General features: G+C 59.0%; 23 protein-coding genes. 7 read left to right on the forward strand and 16 right to left on the reverse strand.

The genetic code is table 11. The features are described 5' to 3' along the window. Window positions 1-355 precede the first annotated feature (355 nt). The 3 genes from cgtA to rplU form a co-directional block, all read right to left on the reverse strand. Window positions 356-1,558: an Obg family GTPase CgtA gene (gene cgtA / locus AB5Z05_RS06875; RefSeq protein WP_005339026.1), complete on the reverse strand. Its 1,203-nt coding sequence runs from the start codon at window positions 1,556-1,558 to the stop codon at window positions 356-358. Between the two features lie 200 nt (window positions 1,559-1,758). Continuing rightward, complete coding sequence (gene rpmA / locus AB5Z05_RS06880) at window positions 1,759-2,016, reverse strand: 50S ribosomal protein L27 (protein WP_005339028.1); 258 nt, start codon at window positions 2,014-2,016, stop codon at window positions 1,759-1,761. A gap of 17 nt (window positions 2,017-2,033) precedes the next feature. Then, window positions 2,034-2,345, reverse strand: coding sequence for a 50S ribosomal protein L21 (rplU, locus tag AB5Z05_RS06885; RefSeq protein WP_005304210.1), 312 nt, complete (start codon window positions 2,343-2,345; stop codon window positions 2,034-2,036). A gap of 242 nt (window positions 2,346-2,587) precedes the next feature. Here rplU and ispB point away from each other — a divergent pair, with 242 nt between their 5' ends. After that, a complete protein-coding gene (ispB, locus tag AB5Z05_RS06890) occupies window positions 2,588-3,559 on the forward strand; it encodes an octaprenyl diphosphate synthase (protein WP_058059475.1) in 972 nt (323 codons plus the stop codon). A gap of 81 nt (window positions 3,560-3,640) precedes the next feature. Here ispB and AB5Z05_RS06895 read toward each other — a convergent pair whose 3' ends face one another. From AB5Z05_RS06895 to AB5Z05_RS06945, 11 genes are all read right to left on the reverse strand, one after another. Next, window positions 3,641-3,829: a DUF2065 family protein gene (locus tag AB5Z05_RS06895; RefSeq protein WP_127007877.1), complete on the reverse strand. Its 189-nt coding sequence runs from the start codon at window positions 3,827-3,829 to the stop codon at window positions 3,641-3,643. A 105-nt stretch (window positions 3,830-3,934) separates the two neighbouring features. Beyond that, window positions 3,935-4,819: a protease modulator HflC gene (gene hflC, locus AB5Z05_RS06900; RefSeq protein WP_005339038.1), complete on the reverse strand. Its 885-nt coding sequence runs from the start codon at window positions 4,817-4,819 to the stop codon at window positions 3,935-3,937. A 3-nt stretch (window positions 4,820-4,822) separates the two neighbouring features. After that, window positions 4,823-5,974: an FtsH protease activity modulator HflK gene (gene hflK / locus AB5Z05_RS06905; RefSeq protein WP_005339041.1), complete on the reverse strand. Its 1,152-nt coding sequence runs from the start codon at window positions 5,972-5,974 to the stop codon at window positions 4,823-4,825. Between the two features lie 91 nt (window positions 5,975-6,065). Continuing rightward, window positions 6,066-7,352, reverse strand: a complete 1,287-nt coding sequence (gene hflX / locus AB5Z05_RS06910) for a ribosome rescue GTPase HflX (protein WP_005339043.1) — start codon at window positions 7,350-7,352, stop codon at window positions 6,066-6,068. Between the two features lie 63 nt (window positions 7,353-7,415). After that, window positions 7,416-7,679, reverse strand: coding sequence for an RNA chaperone Hfq (hfq, locus tag AB5Z05_RS06915; protein WP_005339045.1), 264 nt, complete (start codon window positions 7,677-7,679; stop codon window positions 7,416-7,418). A gap of 72 nt (window positions 7,680-7,751) precedes the next feature. Next, window positions 7,752-8,681, reverse strand: coding sequence for a tRNA (adenosine(37)-N6)-dimethylallyltransferase MiaA (miaA, locus tag AB5Z05_RS06920; protein WP_368150690.1), 930 nt, complete (start codon window positions 8,679-8,681; stop codon window positions 7,752-7,754). After that, window positions 8,671-10,542 carry a DNA mismatch repair endonuclease MutL gene (gene mutL / locus AB5Z05_RS06925; protein WP_368150773.1) on the reverse strand — a complete coding sequence of 624 codons (1,872 nt, stop codon included), beginning with the start codon at window positions 10,540-10,542 and terminating at the stop codon, window positions 8,671-8,673. The genes miaA and mutL overlap by 11 nt, the downstream gene beginning before the upstream one ends. A 3-nt stretch (window positions 10,543-10,545) precedes the next feature. Further along, window positions 10,546-10,725, reverse strand: a complete 180-nt coding sequence (locus AB5Z05_RS06930) for a hypothetical protein (RefSeq protein WP_108612189.1) — start codon at window positions 10,723-10,725, stop codon at window positions 10,546-10,548. Between the two features lie 16 nt (window positions 10,726-10,741). Continuing rightward, window positions 10,742-12,433: an N-acetylmuramoyl-L-alanine amidase gene (locus tag AB5Z05_RS06935; RefSeq protein WP_368150693.1), complete on the reverse strand. Its 1,692-nt coding sequence runs from the start codon at window positions 12,431-12,433 to the stop codon at window positions 10,742-10,744. 23 nt (window positions 12,434-12,456) lie between these two features. Then, a complete protein-coding gene (gene tsaE / locus AB5Z05_RS06940) occupies window positions 12,457-12,930 on the reverse strand; it encodes a tRNA (adenosine(37)-N6)-threonylcarbamoyltransferase complex ATPase subunit type 1 TsaE (protein WP_005339056.1) in 474 nt (157 codons plus the stop codon). A gap of 10 nt (window positions 12,931-12,940) precedes the next feature. Then, a complete protein-coding gene (locus AB5Z05_RS06945; protein ID WP_368150696.1) occupies window positions 12,941-14,452 on the reverse strand; it encodes an NAD(P)H-hydrate dehydratase in 1,512 nt (503 codons plus the stop codon). Between the two features lie 60 nt (window positions 14,453-14,512). Here AB5Z05_RS06945 and queG point away from each other — a divergent pair, with 60 nt between their 5' ends. After that, complete coding sequence (queG, locus tag AB5Z05_RS06950; RefSeq protein ID WP_368150699.1) at window positions 14,513-15,667, forward strand: tRNA epoxyqueuosine(34) reductase QueG; 1,155 nt, start codon at window positions 14,513-14,515, stop codon at window positions 15,665-15,667. Window positions 15,668-15,778: 111 nt separating this feature from the next. Then, window positions 15,779-16,519, forward strand: a complete 741-nt coding sequence (ppgK, locus tag AB5Z05_RS06955) for a polyphosphate--glucose phosphotransferase (RefSeq protein WP_005339062.1) — start codon at window positions 15,779-15,781, stop codon at window positions 16,517-16,519. Between the two features lie 105 nt (window positions 16,520-16,624). On the opposite strand, the gene AB5Z05_RS06960 is transcribed toward ppgK, so the two are convergent. Next, window positions 16,625-17,080: a hypothetical protein gene (locus AB5Z05_RS06960; protein WP_368150702.1), complete on the reverse strand. Its 456-nt coding sequence runs from the start codon at window positions 17,078-17,080 to the stop codon at window positions 16,625-16,627. A 505-nt stretch (window positions 17,081-17,585) separates the two neighbouring features. On the opposite strand from AB5Z05_RS06960, the gene metN reads away from it, so the two are divergent. The 4 genes from metN to rfaH all read left to right on the forward strand — a co-directional run bounded on the left by metN (window position 17,586) and on the right by rfaH (window position 20,686). Then, window positions 17,586-18,629 (forward strand): methionine ABC transporter ATP-binding protein MetN, encoded by a 1,044-nt coding sequence (metN, locus tag AB5Z05_RS06965; RefSeq protein ID WP_368150704.1) that lies wholly within the window; start codon window positions 17,586-17,588, stop codon window positions 18,627-18,629. Further along, entirely contained in the window at window positions 18,610-19,263 is a 654-nt protein-coding gene (locus AB5Z05_RS06970) for a methionine ABC transporter permease (protein WP_005339070.1), read from the forward strand. The genes metN and AB5Z05_RS06970 overlap by 20 nt, the downstream gene beginning before the upstream one ends. Window positions 19,264-19,288: 25 nt before the next feature. Further along, the gene (gene metQ / locus AB5Z05_RS06975) at window positions 19,289-20,089 is read left to right on the forward strand and encodes a methionine ABC transporter substrate-binding lipoprotein MetQ (protein ID WP_005339072.1); all 801 of its coding nucleotides are present in this window, start codon (window positions 19,289-19,291) and stop codon (window positions 20,087-20,089) included. Between the two features lie 96 nt (window positions 20,090-20,185). After that, window positions 20,186-20,686, forward strand: a complete 501-nt coding sequence (gene rfaH / locus AB5Z05_RS06980; RefSeq protein WP_005339074.1) for a transcription/translation regulatory transformer protein RfaH — start codon at window positions 20,186-20,188, stop codon at window positions 20,684-20,686. 59 nt (window positions 20,687-20,745) lie between these two features. Here the strand turns inward: rfaH and AB5Z05_RS06985 are convergent, their stop codons facing one another. Beyond that, window positions 20,746-22,722, reverse strand: coding sequence for a methyl-accepting chemotaxis protein (locus AB5Z05_RS06985; RefSeq protein WP_368150706.1), 1,977 nt, complete (start codon window positions 22,720-22,722; stop codon window positions 20,746-20,748). Between the last annotated feature and the right edge of the window lie 22 nt (window positions 22,723-22,744).

The following is a 22,744-nucleotide window of genomic DNA, read 5'->3' on the forward strand; positions in this document are numbered from 1 at the left end:
CCTAATGTTACTTTTCCCTAGCCCGGCCAACCTGCGTATTCATGCATTAACCGGCAAAACGGGCGCAAGAATACTCTAAAAAAATGCACAAACAAGCCCTTAAGGCAGAAATCTACGCATAAATATTTCCACAGGTAAACCTTCCATTAAAACAATAAGATACAGAGGCGCATATCGATTCAATCGACATCGCCAGATGATTGTTTCGTTATTGTTAATTTTGGTGGGCAGTATAATCGGTTATCAGTGGCAGGCAATAAGTGACATCACAAATATACCTAATGAGTTGCTGCTCGATAGACATAAAAAAACCGGAGCCTGTTCAGGCTCCGGTTTTCAATGAGAGTGACGGGGATCAGTCACGGACGTAGATGACTTCAACGCCATCATCTTCGTCGTCATCCCAATCGTCATCATCAAGCCCTTCATCGAAGGCAAGAGAGGCAGCCAGTGCTTCCGCTTCAGCCTTGGCCAACTGGTTCTTGTGGTAGTCGTCCCACTTGAACTCCACCTTCTCGATGGCGTCTTTGGCATCTTCCGCCAGCTGACGGGGCATGGTATCCAGCAGATCCAGAATGTCGTAGCAGACCTTCTTGGTGCCTTCCTTGCTGATGGCAGTGATGGCATAGACCGGACCTTCGTGGTTCAGGGCCGCCTTGACGCGATCCATCACCTCCTGGGCTTCTTCTTCCAGGATCAGGTCCATCTTGTTAAACACCAACCAGCGCGGCTTACCAGCCAGTTCCGGGCTGTACTTCTCCAGCTCCTTGACGATGGTCACGGCATTTTCAGCAGGATCGGAGCCATCAACCGGGCAGATATCCACCAGGTGGATCAGTACGCGGCAACGCTCGAGGTGTTTCAGGAAGCGGATACCCAAACCTGCACCTTCGGCAGCGCCTTCGATCAGACCCGGGATATCGGCGATCACGAAGGAGCGGGAGTTCTCGCCACGCACCACACCCAAGTTCGGTACCAGGGTAGTGAAGGGGTAATCAGCTACTTTCGGGCGAGCCGCAGAAACGGCGCGAATAAAGGTAGACTTGCCTGCGTTGGGCAGACCCAGCATGCCGACATCGGCCAGCAGCAGCAGCTCCAGCTTCAGAGTACGCACTTCACCCGGAGTACCATTACTCTTCTGGCGAGGAGCACGGTTGACGGAGCTCTTGAAGCGGGTGTTGCCCAGACCATGGAAACCACCTTTGGCAACCAGCAGCTTCTGCTCGTGGTGGGTCAGGTCCCCCAGCAGTTCACCGGTATCTTCATCGGTCGCACGGGTACCGACCGGCACACGCAGGATCTTGTCCTTGCCGCGGCGACCGGTACAGTTGGCGCTCTGGCCATTCTCACCGCGCTCGGCAGCATGGAAACGCTCGAAACGGTAGTCGATCAGGGTATTGAGGTTTTCGTCGGCGATCAGATATACGTCGCCACCGTCACCGCCGTCACCGCCGTCCGGTCCACCGTTGGGAATATATTTTTCACGGCGAAAGCTTACACAACCGTTACCACCGTCACCGGCATCGACTCGAATCTGGACTTCATCAACAAACTTCATAGGTAACCGTCACCTTAATTCGAAAAACCGATACGCAATTATAGTGGTACAGACCCCTGCGGGCGATACGCATCTTGCCAATCATGCCCGTCAGAGCCAAAGTCAGCTGCGTTCCGTTTTTTCGTCAACGACATCAGAAAGACGTCAGAAAAACAAAAGCCCCGCCTGTTGGCGGGGCTTCGGATCCTTGCGGTCCGTAATTACTCAGCAACGATGCTAACGTACTTACGATTCAGCGGACCTTTAACTTCGAACAGGATTTTACCAGTCGCAGTAGCGAACAGGGTGTGATCCTTGCCCAGACCAACGTTGGTGCCAGCGTGGAACTTGGTACCACGTTGACGAACGATGATGCTGCCAGCCAGAACTGTTTCGCCGCCGAAACGCTTCACGCCCAGGCGTTTAGCTTCAGAATCGCGACCGTTGCGGGATGAACCGCCAGCTTTTTTGTGTGCCATTTATCGGACTCCTCTAATTAAGCGCTGATGCCAGTGATTTTGACTTCAGTGAACCACTGACGGTGGCCCGCTTGCTTACGATGGTGCTTACGACGACGGAACTTGACGATAGTCACTTTCTCGCCACGGCCGTGAGCCACAACTTCAGCTACAACCTTGCCACCTTCAACGAAAGGAGCACCTACTTTAAAAGTGTCGCCTGCAGCAACCATCAGAACTTCGTTGAAGTCGATGGTAGCGCCAGTCTCAACGTTCAGCTTTTCCAGACGAACGATTTGACCTTCGGCCACACGGTGTTGTTTTCCGCCGCTTTGGAATACCGCGTACATTTGATTAACTCCGTAAAGGCATGTCTTTTGCTCAAGGCTAGACATGCGCAAAAACCTATAACAATGGGCGGGCATTCTACGCAAATCGATCTGCTCAGGCAAGGCCAATTTAGCAAAAAGTTTATTTTGTGCGCATATCTGCCGCCGTGGATAAACGCCTAACTGTAACCCATTGTGAAATCGTGTAGAATCCCTGCCATTACTAAAATCGCAGTTATTGCTGCTGTCACGTTACGAGACTTATGGACCAACAGACTATCCGTGCGCTCTGTGCCGCCGACATGACGGCGGTCAATGAACTGATCCTGGCCCGACTCCAGTCCGACGTTAGTCTGATTAATCAGCTGGGTTTCTACATTGTCAGCGCCGGCGGGAAACGGATGCGCCCCATGCTGACCGTGATGGCTGCGCGTGCGCTGGGCTATGAGGGTGAGGATCACCTGAAACTGGCCGCCATCATCGAATTCATTCACACCTCTACCCTGCTGCATGACGACGTAGTCGACGAATCCGACCTGCGCCGTGGCAGGGAGACCGCCAACGCCATGTTTGGCAATGCCGCCAGCGTGCTGGTCGGTGACTACCTCTATAGCCGCTCCTTCCAGATGATGGCCGAACTCTCCAACCTGCGGGTGATGGAGATCCTCTCGGATGCCACCAACACCATCGCCGAAGGGGAAGTGTTGCAGCTGATGAACTGCAACGACCCGGATACCACCGAAGAGAGCTACATGACGGTCATCTACTGCAAGACCGCCAAGCTGTTCGAGGCCGCCACTCGCCTTGCAGCCGTGCTGACTCATCAGCCCGAGCCCGTCGAGCAGGCCATGACCGATTACGGCAAGTATCTGGGCACCGCGTTCCAGATCATCGATGACGTGATGGACTACTGCTCCCAGAGCGAAGAGATGGGCAAGAACGTCGGCGACGATCTGGCCGAAGGCAAACCGACCCTGCCGCTGCTGCGCGCCATGGAAGTGGGCACGCCGGAAGAGCGCCAGCTGGTGCGCGATGCCATCGAGCACCGCAACGGTATGGAACATCTTGAGCAGATCCTCGGGATTCTCGACCGTACCGGCGCGCTGGAGTACTCCCGCATGCGTGCCAGGGAAGAGGCCGACAAGGCCATTGCCGCCCTCGCCATCCTGCCGGACTCCCAACACAAGCACGCGCTGGAAACACTGGCCCACATGGCCGTGCAGCGCAGTGCCTGAGTAAACGGGATGCAATAAAAAAGAGGCCTTCGGCCTCTTTTTTATTGTCTGCTATCTGCTGGACAGTGCATTGCGCCAGACTCAGCGACTCAGCATCCAGAGGATCACGCTACCCGCAACCACTAGCGAGCCGCCGATACGGCGCAACTGCTCCGGTGGCTGATCGCTCAGCAGCCGTAACATCTGCTGCCATGCCCTGGGCATCAACAGCGGGCAGAGCCCCTCGAACAACAGCAGCAATCCCAACCCCATCAGCATGGATGTCAGCATCCGACCTCCTTGAATGCAACCAGCCCCCTGGGTTTACGGCTGGCGTTGGCACCAAAAACAAAAGGGTCTGACAATGCAGACCCTTTGAATGTGACCTCGTGGCGATTACTGCTTGGTGCCGTGAGGAGACTTGAGGTAACGGAAGAACTCGCTGTCCGGCTTCAATACCATCAGGTCGTTGCCACCGGCAAAGCTCTTGCGATAGGCCTCCATGCTACGCACGAAGCTGAAAAACTCGGGGTCTTTCTTGTAGCTGTCGGCATAGATCTTGGCGGCTTCCGCATCCCCTTCACCGCGCAGCTGGCGAGCGTTACTCTCGGCGTCGGCGATCATGACGGTCACCTTGCGGTCGATATCGGCACGCAGGATTTCAGCCTTCTCGCGACCCTGAGAGCGGTGCTCACGGGCAACTGCGGTACGCTCGGCGCGCATCCGCTGGTAGATGGAGTTGGAGACTTCCACCGGCAGGTTGATCTGCTTGATCCGTACATCCACCACCTTGATACCGAGCTCGGAGGAGCGCGCCATCTTCTTCAGGGCATCTTCCATCACGGTACTGCGCTCACCGGAGACGATGTCCTTGATGGTGCGGTTACCGATCTCGGAACGCAGACCGTTATTGATCTTGCGTTTGAGCAGATCTTCAGCCTGCAGCTTGTTGCCACCACCGGTTGCCAGGTAGTACTTGGAGAAGTCCTCGATCTTCCACTTCACGTAAGAGTCGATGATCAGGTCTTTCTTCTCGGAGGTAACAAAACGGTCGGCCTGGCTGTCAATGGTCTGGATGCGGGCATCCATCTTGCGAACCTGGTCGATGAGCGGCACCTTGAAGTGCAGGCCCGGCTCATAGAGGCGGGGTTCACCGGAGTCAACCCGCTTCACCTTGCCAAACTGCACCACAATCCCCTTCTGACCTTCATCAACGATAAAGACAGAGGAGAAGCAGACCATGGCCGCGACAGCGATTGCACCAATAGCTAGCTTTTTCATCTATCAGTTTCTCCCTGAGCTGAAGCGGTCACCGCTACGCAGCGGCATTGTCGGGGTAGAGTTGGCACCCTCGTTGGAAACGGGGACCTGCTCTGTGACCGGGGCGACAGTGGCACGATCAGACTGGGCAGCCTTCGGCTTGCCAGACAGCTTGTCGAGCGGCAGGTAGATCATGCTGTTGTTGCCAGCCGGCATGTCGACCACCACCTTGTTGGCCTGCTGATAGAGCTCTTCCATGGTTTCCAGATAGATACGCTCACGGGTCAGCTCGGGGGCAGCCAGATACTGGGGCAGCAGCTCGTTGAAGCGAGCAACTTCACCTTGGGCTTTCAACACGATCTGGGATTTGTAAGCTTCCGCTTCCTGCTCCAGACGCTTCACCTGGCCACGGGCCTTGGGCTCCACTTCACGGGCATAGGCTTCTGCTTCACGAATGAAACGCTGTTCATCTTCCTGAGCGGAGATGGCGTCATCAAACGCGTCTTTCACCTCTTCCGGCGGACGCGCCGGCAGGAAGTTGACGTCAACGATCTGCAGACCCATCTGGTAAGGCTCGATGATGCCATCGATCACCTGCCAGGTCTCCTGACGCACCTTCTCACGACCGGTAGTCAGGACGTCATCCATCCGGGTATGACCCACTACATAGCGCAGGGCGCTATCGGTGGCCTGACCCAGACTCTCGTCAGCATTGGTCACGCTGAACAGATACTGCTCGGGATTGACCACACGGTACTGCACGTCCATCTCGACCCGTACCACGTTCTCATCCTGAGTCAGCATGAAACCGGAGGCAGGCAGGGAGCGCACGGACTCGACGTCCACCGGGATCACCTGATCGATAAAGGTCGGCTTCCAGCGCAGGCCCGGCTCGACAATATGGGAAAACTTGCCAAACCGCAGCACGGCACCACGCTCCGCTTCGCGAATGGTGTAGAAGCCGCTGACGACCCACACCACCACAGCGACAACCAGCGCGATAGAGATACCAAAGCGACCTACATCGCCGCCAGATTTGCCGCCACCAAACAAGCCACCGAAACGGCGACTCACTTTGCGCAGCATTTCATCCAGATCAGGGGGTCCCTGATTCTTGCCGTTATTCCCCCAAGGGTCACGGTCTTTGCCGTTGTTACCAGGCTCATTCCAAGCCATCAGCGTCTCCATTAATACATGCGGATGGATATCATCTCTATCGGGCCATCATACGTTGAGAAGCCCCTAAGGGGTCATCTTCATCAACGAATCAATGCCTGATAAAGCGTTGTAAACTCTCACCTTCCTGTTTCACGAGGCGGTTCCAGTCGGCCACTTGCAAGCGGACTTCCAGCACGAAATCACCCTCCTCGCTAAAACCTTCCTGCTCAATCCCTTTCAGCTGATAGAGCGCACTGCGCAATCTCGCGGCAGAAGGAGGCAACTGCAGGGTGTGATGCACCATGGAGCCAGCCAGCAATTCGGTCAGCGCCGTAAACAGATGCTCACAACCTTCACCAGTCTGGGCCGACAACCAGACGCGCAACGGGCGCCCCTCGTCATCTCGCTCCAGACCTGCCGGACGATCCGCCAGCTTGTCGATCTTGTTGCAGATCATCAGCTGGGGCCTGTCATCGGCTTCGATCTCGGCCAACACCTGCTGCACGGAGTCGATATTCTCCTGCATCTGCTCATCGGCACAGTCCACCACATGCAGCAGCAGATCCGCTTCACGGGTCTCCTGCAGGGTCGCCTTGAAGGCCGCGACCAGATCATGGGGCAAGTGTCGAATAAATCCAACTGTATCCGCCAAAATCACATCACCCACATCCCGGATCACCAGTTTACGCAGGGTGGGATCCAGAGTTGCGAACAATTGGTCGGCAGCATACACGCTGGCAGCTGTAAGTTGGTTGAACAAAGTGGACTTTCCGGCGTTGGTATAACCAACCAGTGACACCGTCGGCACTTCGTTGCGGTTGCGGGCGCGGCGTCCCTGCTCCCGCTGCTTGGCCACCTTGTCGAGCCGACGCAAAATCGCCTTGATGCGTTCCCGCAGCAGACGTCGGTCAGTTTCAAGCTGGGTTTCACCCGGGCCACGCAGACCGATCCCGCCCTTTTGACGCTCAAGGTGGGTCCAGCCTCGCACCAGACGAGTGGAAAGATGGCGCAACTGGGCCAGTTCGACCTGCAGTTTACCTTCGTGGGTTCGGGCGCGCTGGGCAAAGATATCAAGGATCAGGCCGGTTCGGTCCACCACCCGGCACTGGAACAAACGCTCCAGGTTGCGCTCCTGGGCAGGGGTCAGGGCATGGTTGAAGATGACGACGTCGGCATCCAGCATCTGGACTTGGGACGCGATCTCTTCAGCCTTGCCACTGCCGACAAAAAATTTGGCACTGGGCGCACTGCGACTGGTGGTAATTACCCCCAGCGCATTGACTCCGGCCGAGCTCACCAACATCTTGAGCTCTTCCAGATCCTCCCGCTCACCCTCATCACTGAAGTTGACATGCACCAGAACGGCCTGTTCGCCAGCTTCATAACGGTCAAACAAGCGCTTGCTCCTTAACAGGAATCATGATGAATCTGAGTTGGCGAGTCGACTCGCCCAAGGATATCACGCCTCGGCATCACCCTGTTCATCAGCCGCGCCACCCGGAGTGGGCTGGTGATGATTGACGGCACGGGCCGGTACGACAGTCGAGATGGCGTGCTTGTAAACCATCTGGCTCACGGTGTTTTTCAGCAGGATAACAAACTGGTCAAAAGACTCGATCTGACCTTGCAGTTTGATGCCGTTCACCAAATAGATAGAAACAGGAATCCGCTCACGGCGCAGCGCATTCAAAAACGGGTCTTGGAGAGATTGCCCCTTAGCCATTTTTCTTTTCCTTATAGTTTGTTGTTTTTAAACACCGAATATCAATATAACAACCTGATTATACAGGGAGTGTCAAGCCGCACCAGCGCGAGCAAGCACGCGGTCGAGATTGCCAGACTCACCAGATTCCAACCAGGTCACATCGGGCCAGCCGCGCAACCAAGTCATCTGTCGTTTTGCCAATTGGCGTGTGGCAACAATGCCACGATAACGCATCTCATCATACCCCACTTCACCGCACAGGTAGTCCCACATTTGGCGATAACCCACACAGCGAATGGAGGGGAGATCCGAGGTCAGATCGCCGCGCGCCATCAGCGCACGAACCTCCTGTTCAAAGCCACCTTGCAGCATCTTGTCAAAGCGCTGTTCGATACGCTGATGCAGCACGGCGCGATCACTCGGGGCGATGGCAAACTGCTGCACCCGATAGGGCAAGCCCTCCCCCTGCACCTGCGTCAGCTCGGTAAGGGTCTTGCCGCTGATGCGGTAGACCTCCAGTGCCCGGGAGAGTCGCTGCGGGTCATTGGGGTGGATCCGCGCCCCGGCCACCGGGTCAATGCGCACCAGCTCATCGTGCAGCGCCTGCCAACCGAGGCGGGTAGCCTCTTCCTCAATCCCGGCACGAATGGCGGGATCGGCAGAGGGCAGCGGGGACAATCCCTCCAGCAGCGCCTTGAAATAGAGCATGGTGCCGCCCACCAGCAACGGAATGCGGCCGCGGTCGGCGATCTCTTTCATCTCCCGCAGGGCATCCTTGCAAAAATCGGCTGCCGAATAGCTCAAAGCCGGGTCAAGAATGTCGATCAGCCGGTGCGGGGCCCGCGCCAGTTCATCGGAGGTCGGCTTGGCCGTACCTATATCCATGCCGCGATAGATCAGCGCCGAATCGACGCTGATGATGTCGCAAGGCAGAGCCTGACACAGTTCAATGGCGAGATCCGTCTTGCCGGAGGCCGTCGGCCCCATCAGAAAAATTGCGGTCGGCAAGTCACTCGCCATGTTCAAACTCCTCCAGCACGGTCGCCAGCGAAAGGGGACGCACCATGCGAATGTCTGCCAGTTGGTCACTGAAATCAGTCACAAGTTCCGTCAGCAGACGACTGGCAGTTGAAAAATCGTATATTTTCTCGCGGCTTATCCCCTGCTCCACCAGCCATTGGCATAATACTTCAGCCTGCTGACCAGCATCACTGTCAGATCCGCCCTCGATAATTTGCAGCAATTCGGGTAACAGACGCACCAGATCGGTCTGGCGCAGCAGAGCCGGTACCCGAGTCAGGATCATGGTGTCGCGCCCCCCGCTTTTCAACTCCAGCCCCATCCGTTTCAGCAAACGTTCCTGCTCGGTCACCAGCGCGATCAAATTCTTCGGCAATTTGAAGGAGACCGGCAGCAACAGTGGCTGAGCCGCCAGTCCCTGGCCCCAGGTCTCCAGCAGCCAATGGCGCAGCAGCACACGCTCGGCGCGTACCAGCGAGAGCAGCGCCAGCTGATTATCCCGCTCGATCAACAGGTAGGCCTGCTCCACCAGTGTCAGGGCGCGACATCCCCCCTGTCTGGGTGACGGCACTGGATCAGTGGGCTGCACAGGTGCAGCCTCAGTCGCAGTTGCGATAGGCAGCGTAGTGAGCAGAGCGCCCATGCCGCGCATCACCTCCCTGCTTGGGGGCTCGGGCGGTTGATAATTGCTGGCTCGGCCAGCCCCACCGCCCCCCTCCCGCACCTGTGCAGGTGCCCGGTAGCTGTGCTCGGCTCCGTACCATTCGGGACGTGGCGCCTGACCGGGATATTCAATCTGCGGACTGACCGGCAACTCGACCAGAGTTTCGGCCAGCGGAGTGTCCTGATGAGCGGCGCTGACTCCTTCGCGGCGCAGCGCAGTAAACAGCGCCTGAAAGATAAAGTCGTGGATCAGTCGCGCCTGATGGAAGCGCACCTCATGCTTGGCCGGGTGAACGTTGACATCCACCTGACGGGGATCCAGCTCGATATAGAGCACATAGGCGGCGAAGCGGTCGGGAGGCAGCAGCTCGTCATAAGCCTGACGAATGGCGTGGTTGATGAGCTTGTCGCGCATCATCCGGCCGTTGACATAGGTGTATTGCAGGTCGTTCTGCGGTCTTGCCCCCTCCGGAGTCGCCAGCCAGCCCCACAGTCGCACGTCGCTGTGCTCGCTCTCCACCGCCAGCGCATGGTGCATGAAGGGGGTGCCGCAAACGGCGGCGAGGCGACGCTCCTGCTCCGGCACGGTATTGGCGGCCTTGTACTGGCGCACCACCTTGCCATTGTGGCGCAGGATCAGGGTGGCATCGAAGCGGGAGAGCGCGATGCGGCGCACCAGCTCGTCGATATGGGCAAACTCGGTCTTTTCGCTGCGCATGAACTTGCGCCGCGCGGGGGTATTGAAGAAGAGATCCACCACCTCCACCGTGGTGCCCACCGGATGGGCCGCCGGCTTGATGGTGACGCTCATCTCGCGCCCTTCCGCCTGGGCTTGCCAGGCTTCTGACTGCTCGGCGGTACGGGAGGTGAAGGTGAGACGGGAGACCGAGCTGATGGAGGCGAGCGCCTCGCCACGAAAACCGAGGCTGTTGATCCCTTCCAGATCATCCAGCGTGGCCACCTTGGAGGTCGCATGACGCGACAGCGCCAGCACCAGCTCATCTTTGGCGACGCCACAGCCGTTGTCACGGATGCGGATCAGCTTGGCGCCCCCCTTGTCGATGTCGATCTCGACCCTGTCGGCCCCCGCATCCAGGCTGTTTTCCACCAGCTCTTTCACCACAGAAGAGGGCCGCTCCACCACCTCTCCGGCTGCAATCTGGTTGGCCAGAATGGGTGGCAAAATACGGATCGGCATCATTTACTCCTGAATTTCTATCTTGCGGATGGTCAGTCTCTTAAGGCTCCAGGAGGGCCGCTCTACCACCTCTCCACCAACCGGAATCTGGTTGGCCAGAATCGGGGGTAATATACGGATCGGCATCGCTTGCTCCTGAATTTCAATCTTGCTGATGGTATTTGCTAACAGCGGGAGCGGCATTGCCCGCTCCCGCGCGTCAGTTTTGCGGAATGTAGAGCACCTGCCCTACCTGGATATTCCGCGACTTGAGCTTGTTGATCTCTACCAGCCGTGCCTGACTCACCCCATGTTTCTCGGCAAGGCGGGAGAGACTCTCGCCCCGCTTGACCACATGGCGGATCATCTGCGACTTGTCGTCACTGCGAACGGGAGCAGCAGCGCGGCTCTGCCCTTGCTGGGGAATATAGATGGTCTGACCGATCTGAATATCCCGGCTGCGCAGCTGGTTGATCTCCACCAGAGTGGACTGACTCACCCCATGCTTCTCGGCAAGGCGAGAGAGGCTCTCGCCCCGTTTGACCACATGGCGGAGCATCCGCGATTTGTCATAGTCCCCCACACTGCTGACCGGTGCACCGCTCTCCTGCGCTGCCGCCGAGTAAGGCTTGATCACCCCGGCGCCCGAGCCGGTCGCCGTGCCGCTATCGCGGGCAGTAGCGGGCATCTTGTTGGTCACTACCGGCTGCGACTGTGCCTGCCTGGGCTGGCTCACCGGCTGCCGGGCTACCGGTGCAGGGCGAGTGGTCGCGACAGGTTGGCTCACCTGCCCCTTGCCGGTCAGCATGGCCCCCTTGGTCGGGTGGGCGCGGTAGTAGTTGCGGATCCCCTCGAAGATGGCGCGGGCCAGCTGGTCCTGATAGCTGGCGGTAGCCAGCAGCTTCTCTTCCGCATGGTTGGAGATAAAACCGGTCTCCACCAGCACCGAGGGAATATCCGGCGCCTTCAGCACAGCCAGACTGGCGTGCTCCGGCGCCTTCTTGTGCAGTCGGGCAACCTTGCCCATGGAGCGCAGGATCTGGCGGCTGACGTCATACCCTTCGGCACGGGACTTGTCCATGGAGAGGTCGAGGAAGGTCTGCGCTAGATAGGGGTTGGGATCGGATTCCGCCAACACCTTGCCGACACCGCCCAGCAGCTCGCCCTGCTTCTCCTGCTTCTCCAGCCAGCTGCCCATCTCGCGGTTGGCACGGTTGGTCGAGAGGACCCAGACAGAGGCGCCGCGCGGGGTCGAGTTATGAAAACTGTCTGCATGGATAGAGACCAGCAGATCCGCCTTTGCCTTGCGGGCAATCTCGGAGCGCTTGTTGAGGTCGACGAAGTAGTCGCCACGACGGGTCATCACGGCACGCATCCCCGGCTCGCGGTCGATCAGTGCCGCCAGCTTCTGGGAGACCGCCAGCGTGACCCGCTTCTCGTAGGTACGACGCGGGCCGATGGATCCCGGGTCTTCCCCGCCGTGGCCCGGGTCGATGGCAATCACCACCCCCTTGCCCTTGCCACCGACAGGCGTGGACTGCACCGCAGCAGCCGAGCGCTTCTCTTCATAAGGAAGGTCGATGACCAGACGGTGGCCATAGGGCCCGGCTGGCGCCAGCGGAAAGACCACCGGCTTGATGGCGGAGCTGAGATCCATCACCAGCCGCAGACCGCCCTTCTCCAGCGGAGTGCTCTGGCGGATCTTGCGCACCAGTTCGCTGTTGTTCTCGATCCGGGCCAGATTGGCGACGTTGCTCGCCCCTTTCAGATCGATTACCAGCCGATCCGGGCCGGTGAGGGTGAAGTAGTTGTAATTGGGGGCGCTGCTCATGTCGAGCACCACCCGGGTGTTATCCGGTGATGGCCAGATTCGTACGCTCTTGAGCTGATTCGCCCAAGAGGGTAACGCCATCAAAGAGAGAGCAATAACAAGGATCAAGCGCACGTAGATGACAACCGTTCCAGAATGGCTTCGCCAATAGCAGTGCGAGCCTCTATCAGAACCTCGCGCTGCTCGCCTACATAGGTGAGGGTAATTTCCAGGTCGGGAGCCGGTAACCAGCCCTCGCCCTTCTCGGACCACTCAACCAGACAGAGAGTGTTGGCGGCAAAATAGTCCCGAATGCCCATGAATTCCAGCTCTTCCGGATCAGCCAGGCGATAGAGATCAAAATGGTAGACCTGCCAGCCATCGAGCTCATAGGGTTCGACCAAGGTGTAAGTCGGGCTTTTTACCTTGCCCTGATGGCCAAGGCCCTGCACCCAGCCGCGGGTCAGGGTGGTTTTACCGGCGCCAAGCGTGCCATGCAAAAACACTGTGGTCGCCTGCTGGCAAGCCTGTGCCAGACGGCCACCCAGTGCCACGGTTGCTGCCTCGTCCGGCAGTGTCATCATCAACTGTTTTGCCATGTTCTTCTTTTTAACTTGTAATGGTGTCGGGATTAACCAGTTTGCGGATCAGCGGCAGCAAGTCTGACGCCAGCATGCCCCGCTCGCCGTCAGCGGCGGCCTGATCTGCGGCCTCGCCGTGGATCACGGCACCCAGCCAGCTTGCCATGGTGGCAGACCAGCCCTGGGCCAAAAGGGCGGCGATTATACCAGATAACAGATCGCCCATCCCGCCACTTGCCATGCCGGGATTGCCTTCACAACAGAGAGCGACCCGCTCGCCGTCATAAATAAGTGTTCCCGCCCCTTTTAACAACACCACACCGCCATAACGCCGCTGCAGCGCCTGCACGGCGGCAAACCGGTCGGTTTCAATCTCGGCAATGGAGCATCCCAGCAGGCGCGCAGCTTCGCCGGGATGGGGCGTGAGCACCCAATTATCCTGATGGCGGGGAGATTGCGCCAGCCAATTCAATCCATCGGCGTCCAAAACCAGTGGCAGCCGGTCGGTGAAATAACGGGCGATTTGCGCGCTTCCCCACTCATCCTGACCGAGCCCGGGGCCGATGACCCGCACCGACGCCCACCCCTCGTCATCAGCGGTAGTGAGACTCATCAGTTCGGGTTGATAGAGGCTGACCGGTGGATGATCCGGATGCTGACACACCCGCACCAGCCCGGCCCCCGCCCGCAGGCAGGCGCGGGCCGCCAGCACGATGGCCCCCTGCATGCCGCGATTGCCCCCCACCAGCAGTACCTTGCCATAAGAGCCCTTGTGGGAAGCGCGCGGGCGCGGGGTCAGCTGCGTGCTGAGCAGCGGATAATCGATACGCCAAGCGGCGGGCAGCATAGTGTCATCAGGCGTCACGCCAAGGGGATCACAGTCGAGCTGGCCGACGCAATCCACCCCGTCGCCGGTGAGCATCCCCTGCTTGATACCGATAAAGGTGAGGGTGTGAGTGGCCTGCACCACGGCCCCCATGGCACGGCCGGTATCGCCGTTGAGGCCGGAGGGGAGATCCACCGCCAGCACGGGCACAGCCAAGCCATTGATTGTTGCGACGATCTTTGTCAGTAGTGGCGAGAGGGGCATGTTGACGCCGGTGCCAAGCAGGGCATCGACCACCAGATCCGGGGTGGAGTGCTGGTCCCCATCAAACTGCTCGGCCAGCCAGACCCTGCCACCGGCCGCCAACCACTCATCGGCGGCCTGTTTGGCATCCCCCTTCAGCTGGTCGGGTGCCCTAGCGGCAATCACCACCACCTCGATGCCAATCTGGCGGGCAAGGCGGGCCAGCACATAGCCATCACCGCCGTTATTACCGGGGCCGACGAAAATCCACCAGCAGCGACTGTCGGGCCAATGCAGGGTGGCATAGGTGCGCAGCGCAGCACCGGCTCGCTCCATCAGAGCATAGAGAGGTTGCCCCTCACGCGCGGCCCAGTTGCGCTCCAGTGCGCGGATCTGTTCAGTCTGCCACAGCCCCTGTGGTAAACTGCCCCCCTCTTTTGTGCCCAACGCGCCCCTGATGATCTCTACCATGACGGCTCCCGCCTCTTATCAATCGACCCACGCCAGCAAACTCCGGCCAGGCCAAGCCGCATGAGCGCACCTGACTTCCACCAGCTGGCCCACGATATCAAGCTCTGGGCACGGGAGCTAGGTTTTGACCAGGCGGGCATCACCGACACCGACCTGCGTATCGAAGAGCCGAGATTGCAGGCCTGGCTGGATGCGGGCTATCACGGCAGCATGGATTACATGGCGCGCCACGGCATGATGCGCGCGCGCCCCCACGAGCTGCTGCCGGGCACGGTGCGAGTGTTGTCGGTGCGGATGAACTACCTGCCGTTCGAGGCGGGTTTTGCCGCCACCCTGCGCGATCCGACCCTCGGCTATATCAGCCGCTATGCCCTCGGCCGTGACTACCACAAGGTGCTGCGCAACCGGCTCAAACAGCTGGGTGATCGCATCGAATCGCGCTGCGCCGAGCTGTTTCCAGGCACTGAAGAGACCTTGGGTGAGTGGCGCCCCTTCGTCGACTCCGCCCCCATCCTCGAGCGGCCACTGGCAGCCAAGGCGGGCCTCGGCTGGGTTGGCAAACACTCACTGCTGCTCAACGAATCGGCCGGCTCCTTCTTCTTTCTCGGTGAGCTGTTGCTCAACCTGCCGCTGCCGCTCGACCAGCCAGTGGAGAAGGAGCTGTGCGGCAAGTGTGTCGCCTGCATCAACATCTGCCCGACCGGCGCCATTGTCGCCCCCTATGTGGTAGATGGCCGCCGCTGCATCTCCTATCTCACCATCGAGAATGACGGCCCTATTCCGGAAGAGTTCAGGCCCTTGATAGGCAACCGCATCTACGGCTGCGACGACTGCCAGCTTATTTGCCCCTGGAATCGCTACGCCGATGCCAGCCCGGAACCCGATTTTAGCCCCCGCCCCAGCCTGCACCGCCCGCCCCTGCTGGCGCTGTGGTGCTGGAGCGAGAGCGATTTCCTCAAACAGACCGAAGGGAGCCCGATCCGCCGCATCGGTTACCAGCGCTGGCGCCGCAATCTGGCGGTCGCCCTTGGCAATGGCCCGGCGACTCCCGAGGTGATCGCGGCCCTGCAACTGGGGCTGACCACCGCCGAGCCCATAGTGGCCGAACATATCGAATGGGCGCTGGCCACCCTTGCCCGGCGTCAGGATGAAGAGAACAAGAAGACCCGTTTGCTGATCCGCTGCATCGAAAAAGGTCTGTCGGATCACGCATAAGTGATCTGCCCCTTGCCGGATTGCAGCACTTTTTTCATGCTCTGCCGACCTGCAATGCCCATAACAGCGTGGTCACTGCAAACTGCTCGGCACACAACAAGGACAACACAGATGCATATGTTGGGAGTGGATATTGGAGGCTCAGGGATCAAGGGCTGTCTGGTCGATACCAAAACCGGCGAATTGATTGGCGAGCGCCATCGCATTGCCACACCGCAACCGGCCACCCCGGCCGCCATCGCCCATACCCTCAAGGCGCTGGTCGAACATTTTGACTGGAAAGGGCCGGTGGGCTGCGGTTTTCCTGCCACCATCCACAACGGGGTTGCCAAGAGTGCCGCCAACATCGACAAGAGCTGGATCGAAACCGATGCCGAGCATCTGTTTGCCGATGTCACCGGCAAGCCCTGCTATGTGCTGAACGATGCCGATGCCGCCGGTCTGGCCGAAATGCGTTTTGGCGCCGGCAAGGATCGCAAGGGGGTCATCATCCTCATCACGGTCGGCACCGGCATCGGCACCGCCATCTTCGTCAACGGCCATCTGCTGCCCAACACCGAGCTGGGCCATCTGATGCTGGAAGGAATGGTCGCCGAGCACTACTGCTCCGATGCGGCACGCAAACGGGAAGATCTCTCCTGGAACCGCTGGGGCAAACGCTTCAACAAGTATCTGGCGCGCCTCGAGTTTCTCTTCTCCCCCGACCTCTTCATTCTGGGGGGCGGCAGCGCAGCCAAGCTGGATAAGTTTGTCGATCGCATCGAGACCCGGGCGCCGCTTATTCCGGCGGCCAGCCTCAATCAGGCGGGCATTATCGGGGCCGCTCTCTACGCGGCCGAGCAGCAGGGCTGACCGACGCTCACGGCAAATCAGCAGATATCCAATGGAAAGGGCCCGGCACTGCTGCCGGGCCCTTTTGTTTGGCCGTCATCTTGCAAGTTTGACGCTTATCACCCGCTACATGTCGTCGAGTCGGTGCACTCCGTGCACCAGTCGGGTCAGGCGGGTCTGCTCCAGCCCGGCCAGATTCTCGAGCAAGGCGGTGGTGGCCGGTGTCGGGCACTCCCGGGCCAGATGGCTCAGCTCGCCCACCAGCTGCTCTTCCCAGCGGCATACCTGAGTGACGATATCCTGGGTCTGGACTGATGCCGGCAGCTCGAAGCGGGTAATGGCAGGCAGCATATCCTCGCTGAAACTCTGGTTCAGCCAGGTCTCCCTGACTGCATCTCCCAACTGAGCGGCATATTCGTGCAGATGGGCACTGGCCGCATCCTCACGCCCTTGCAGATAGACCAGCAACATCCGGCTCCGTTCGTTGTCCACCTGACTGGTCAAACGCCCGTAACAGAGTCCGAGCTGGTGGTGAACCTGCTCAAGATAGTGCAGCAACTCTTTGATCTGTTGGAATCTCATCGCACTGCCCTCCATGCTTGTCGACAACATCAGTATAAAAAAACGGCGCCACCGACCCAATCCCTATCCGAGCCCCCCTTGCGCTGCATCAAGGTTGACGCCGACAAAGTGGCCGCCAGGTGCTACGGTCACGAATAGGGAACGATTTGTGCAGCAATTTGTGCAACGATGGAGGAGCATTAAGCTCGACAGCCGATATGGACAGAAACGGGCTGACACACTAATAAAACCAGCATTTACCGTGTATAAACCATCTTTAATTCGGTCATATCCCGTAGGGACGAAACAGGATCTGGCAGAGCAACAATACCATCCTGATTGTTATCCGCCCGACAGAAATCCTTATCACTTTTTTAGACGTCTAGACGTAAAAACATGCGTTGACATGGCCATCCAGACATCTTAGCATCATCCTCCATGATGACAGAGTAACCCAGTGGAACCTCTGCCCAATTTCCCCGCCTGTAGCGCCCTGTGCTTTAAGGCTGTTAGCACGGAAGAATCCATGATTAAGTTGATCGGTCTCAACAAAGTCTACGGTACAGGCAGTGACGCCGTGCACGCCCTGCGTGATGTGAGTCTGCATGTACCCCAAGGCAAAATTTTCGGGGTGATCGGTGCCTCCGGTGCCGGCAAGAGTACCCTCATTCGTTGTGTCAACCTGCTGGAGCGCCCGACAGAGGGCCAGGTGATTGTCGATGGCCAGGATCTGGTCGCCCTGAGCGAACGGGATCTGACCCAGGCTCGCCGCCAGATCGGGATGATTTTCCAGCACTTCAACCTGCTGGCCTCCCGCACCGTGTTTGCCAACATCGCCTTTCCGCTGGAGCTGGCAGGCTGGAGCAAAGAGAAGATCCAGCAACGGGTTGCCGAGCTGCTGGCGCTGGTCGGGCTGGAAGCCCGTGCCCAGGCCTATCCGTCCGAGCTTTCCGGCGGTCAGAAACAGCGCGTCGCCATTGCCCGCGCACTGGCTCCGGCCCCCAAGGTACTGCTCTGCGACGAGGCCACCTCGGCCCTCGACCCGCAGACCACCCGCTCGATCCTGACCCTGCTCAAGGAGATCAACGTCAAGCTGGGGCTCACCATCCTGCTCATCACCCACGAGATGGATGTGGTGAAGGGGATCTGTGACGAAGTGGCCATCATCAGCGACGGCAGCCTGATCGAACAGGGCGAAGTGGCCTGGTTCTTCAGCAACGCCAAAACCCAGCTGGCCCGTGACTTCATCCACTCCACCATCCATCTGGAGGTACCGCAGGAGTATCAGGATCGGATGAGCAGTGAGCGGGTGCCGGGCAGCTATCCGCTGGTGAAGCTTGGCTTTACCGGCAGCACGGTCGATACGCCGCTCATCTCCGAGGCGAGCCGCCGTTTCAATATCGACATCAGCATTCTGAGCGCAGACATCGAATACGCCGGTGGCGTCAAATTCGGTTTCCTGCTGGCCGAGCTGTTCGGGGATGAAGCCCAGTGCGAGGCCACCCAGCAGTTCCTTATCGACAACCACATTCAGCTGGAGGTAATGGGTTATGTCCGAAGCCATGATTAATCTGCTCATCACGGCCCTGGGCGACACACTCATCATGGTGTTTGCCTCCGCTCTGTTCGGCTGCCTGCTGGGTCTGCCGCTCGGCGTGGCACTGCATGTGACCAAGGCGGGCCAGATCCTGGCCAACCCCTTGCTCAACCGTACTCTGGGTATGGTGGTCAACGTGGGTCGCTCGGTGCCCTTTATCATCCTGCTGGTCGCCATCATTCCGCTAACCCGGCTGATTGTCGGCACCAGTATCGGCACCATCGCTGCCATCGTGCCGCTGACTGTCGGTTGCATCCCTTTCATTGCCCGTCTGGTGGAAGGGGCCCTGATGGAGGTGCCGGACGGCCTGCTGGAAGCGGCCAAGGCGATGGGCGCCAAGCCGCTGCAAATTATCACCAAGGTGCTGCTGCCCGAGGCTCTGCCCGGCATCCTCAACAGCGTCACCATTACCCTCGTCACTCTGGTGAACTACTCGGCCATGGCCGGGGCCATCGGTGGCGGTGGTCTGGGGGATGTGGGTATTCGTTATGGTTATCAGCGCTTTGACCCGACCGTCATGCTGGTGACCGTGGTTATCCTGGTAGTACTGGTTCAACTTATCCAGAGCGCGGGTGAGCGCCTGGTCAACAAATGTGATCATCGTTAATCGTCGATTTCTGACAGGAGGTTTTATGAAATTTGGCATCAAATCCGTTGCGGCTGCCCTGCTGGCTGGTCTGGTTCTGGCCGGTTGCGGTCAAAAAGAAGAGAGCAAGGTTCTGAAAGTGGGCGCTATTGCCGGCCCCGAGACCGAACTGGTTGAAGTGGCTGCCAAGGTAGCCAAAGAGAAATACGGTCTGACAGTCGAGGTGGTCAACTTCTCCGACTATGTCACCCCGAACGTAGCACTGAACGATGGGAGCATCGACGTCAACGCCTTCCAGCACAAACCCTATCTGGATGCACAGGTGCGTGATCGCGGCTTCAAGCTGGTGCCGGTTGGCAACACCTTCGTCTACCCGATCGCCGGTTACTCCAAAAAGATCAAGGCGCTGAGCGAGCTGCAAGATGGCGCCCAGATCGCGGTACCGAACGATCCGACCAACCTGGGTCGCTCGCTGATCCTGCTGGCCAAACAGGGTCTGATCACCCTGAAGGATGGCGCCGGTCTGGAAGCAACCGTGCTGGATATCGCCAGCAACCCGCGCAACTTCAAGATTGTGGAACTGGAAGCAGCCCAACTGCCGCGCTCGCTGGAAGATGTGGATCTGGCTATCATCAACAACACCTTCGCCGGTCAGATTGGTCTGACCCCGACCGAGAACGGCCTGTTTGTTGAAGACAAAGAGTCCCCCTACGTCAACCTGATCGTCGCCCGCGACAACAACAAGGATGACGAGAAGGTCAAACAGTTCGTACAAGCTTTCCAGACCGATGATGTCTACAAGAAAGGTCTCGAGCTGTTCAAAGGCGGCCTGGTAAAAGGTTGGTAATTGCTCACTCGGCAAAAAAGGCCACGCAATGCGTGGCCTTTTTTATTGGCGCCGCTATCATATCCGCGAGCACGGCAACACGAACATACTCATAACATGAAAAAATGGTATCTGGCCTACTGCAAGCCAAAAGAAGAGGCCCGCGCCCGCGCCCACCTCGATGCCCAGGGTATCGAATCCTATTACCCCATGGTGGAGATCGAGAAGCTGCGCCGGGGCAAGCGAGTTCCGGTACGGGAACCCATGTTCCCCAACTATCTGTTTATCTTCGTTGATTTGGAAGAGGTGACACCGGTCACCCTGAAATCGACCCGCGGCATCAGCCGGATCATCCACTTTGGCAGTGAATGGACCCCCATCAGCAGCAAGCTGGTCTATCAGCTGATGAGCCGCGATGATAGCGACGAGGCGAGAGCCAGCTACGCCAGCCTGCCCTGCTCGGGCGACAAGGTGCTGATTGAAGAGGGGCCGCTTGCCGGCTTCGAAGCCATCTATATGGAGCCGGATGGAGAGAAACGGGCGATTTTGCTGGTCAGCCTGCTCAACCGGGAGACCACCAGCAGCTTCGACAACCACACCTTCAGACGTCTGGACTAAACCCACGGGCCAGACGGCCCGGTGAATGGCAATAGCAATGGCGGGATGATCCCGCCATCTCACGCATCAAGATCAAAGCGGGCGATGACCGCCTTCAGCTTGCCGGTATCGCCAGCCAGTCTGGCTACGATCTCCTCCCCCTGCTGACTGCGCTGACAGGATTGCCGACTGAGCGCAGCAATGTCATCGACCGTCCCGGATACCTCGGCGGCCACCCGCGACTGCTGCTCGGTTGCCACCGAAATGGCCTCCAGCTGGCCCGACAGCGACTGCACCAGCTGGTTCATGGCACTCAGGGTATCGGTCACCAATCCAACTGCATCCCGCCCTTGCTCCACCAACCGGGTGCCGCTGCTGACGGTACTCACCGTCTGGCGAGTCTGCTGGGAGATGGCCGCAATAGTCTGGCTGATCTCGGCGGTGGATTGATGGGTGCGGGTTGCCAGCTGGCGAACCTCATCGGCCACCACCGCAAAACCACGCCCCTGCTCGCCTGCCCGCGCCGCTTCTATCGCCGCATTGAGTGCCAGCAGATTGGTCTGCTCGGCTATAGTGGCGATCACCTCGGTGATCTGCCCCACCTGTTCACTCTGATGCTCCAACAGCCCCATGGCTTCGTTGGCCTGTCCAATCATGGCGGCAATCTGCTGCATGGTATCGCTCATTCGTGCCAGCGCGGCCTCTCCCTGACGGGTCTGCTGCCGCACCTGATGGGCACCATCCGCCACACCGGCAATGTTGCCAGCCACATCACGAGCACTCACTGACATCTGATCGATAGCCGCCGCCACCGCATCGACCCGCTGATCCTGCTCCGTCAGATCCGCCACTATGGCTCTGGTGGTGCTGCCCACATCGAGACAGGCCACCTCGACCTGCCCCACTGCGCCCTGCAACTCCCCGACCAGATGATGTAACTGGGCAGACATCCGGTTGATGGAGCCGGTCAATTCTCCCAACTCATCCTGCCCTGTGATTGGCAAGGGCTCGGCCGCCAGCCGACCATCCGCAACCTGCCCCGCCCGGGTCACCAGACAGGCAATGTCACGGGTCAGACGGCGACTAAAGAGCCATGCGACCACCATGCCAAGCACGATGGCGCTGCCGGTAGCCAACAGCAGTGTCTGGTTGATGGCCCTCCCGGCTCCGGTCATCTGCGCCGAAATCTGATCCACCTCGGCACGGGTTTTCCCCACCTGCTGGACCAGCTGCTCGCTGAGGCTGGACTGCATCGGCTCGATGTCGGTGGCCATCAGGTAGTTTGCCTGATCCCAATCCGGTGCCTGGCGCTTCTCGATCACCTGCCCCACCAGCTCGGAGAAGGGGGTCGCCATCTCTTCAAACAGCTGCCAGAGGCTCTGCTGGGTGTCGGTAAAGAGCGCAACTTGCTGTTTAACCTCAGCCACCCGCTGCTGGTGAAACTGGTAGTAATCCTGATATTTGCTGCGGTATTCGGGATCGCCTGAGATGAGAAAATCCCGCAGTGCGGAGAGGGCGTTGGCGAGGCTGTTGTAGGCATCTCCCACCTGCTTGAGCAGCATGCGGCGATCGCCGGAGAGTTGATCCTGCGGAGTGCCAACTTCTTCATTGGCAAAGGATTGCAACTGATCGAGCGCCGCCTCAGCCAACGGCCCCGCCTCCTGCAGCATCAGGGTGTGAGCGGGCAGATTCTCTTCGCTCTGGGCGATAGTCCACACCTTCTCCTGATGGCTTTTGAAGGTCTCGAGAGACTTGGCGAGCACCGGGCTGAACGCCTGATGGGCGATGGCCTGCCAAGCCGACTCCCACTCCTGCTTGAGGCGGGAAGCCTGAGCCGGATCCTTGCCGAGGATCAGATAGCCACGCAAGGCAGAAACGGTGGCAACCAGTGCCTTCTGGCTCGCCTCATCCCGCTGCAAAGCGGGCAGCGCCTGCTCCAGCAGGGTGTGTTGGGCCTGATTGATCTGGGTCAGCCGGTAATAGACCAGCGTGGAGGAGAGCAGGATCAGCAGGTTGATAAAACCGAAGCTGAGCAGCAACTTGCTTGAGATTTTCATGAACATCCTTGTTCAAACGGAG

Origin of the sequence: Aeromonas sp. R2-4 (assembly GCF_040908365.1) — a bacterium.
Classification (GTDB): domain Bacteria; phylum Pseudomonadota; class Gammaproteobacteria; order Enterobacterales; family Aeromonadaceae; genus Aeromonas; species Aeromonas veronii.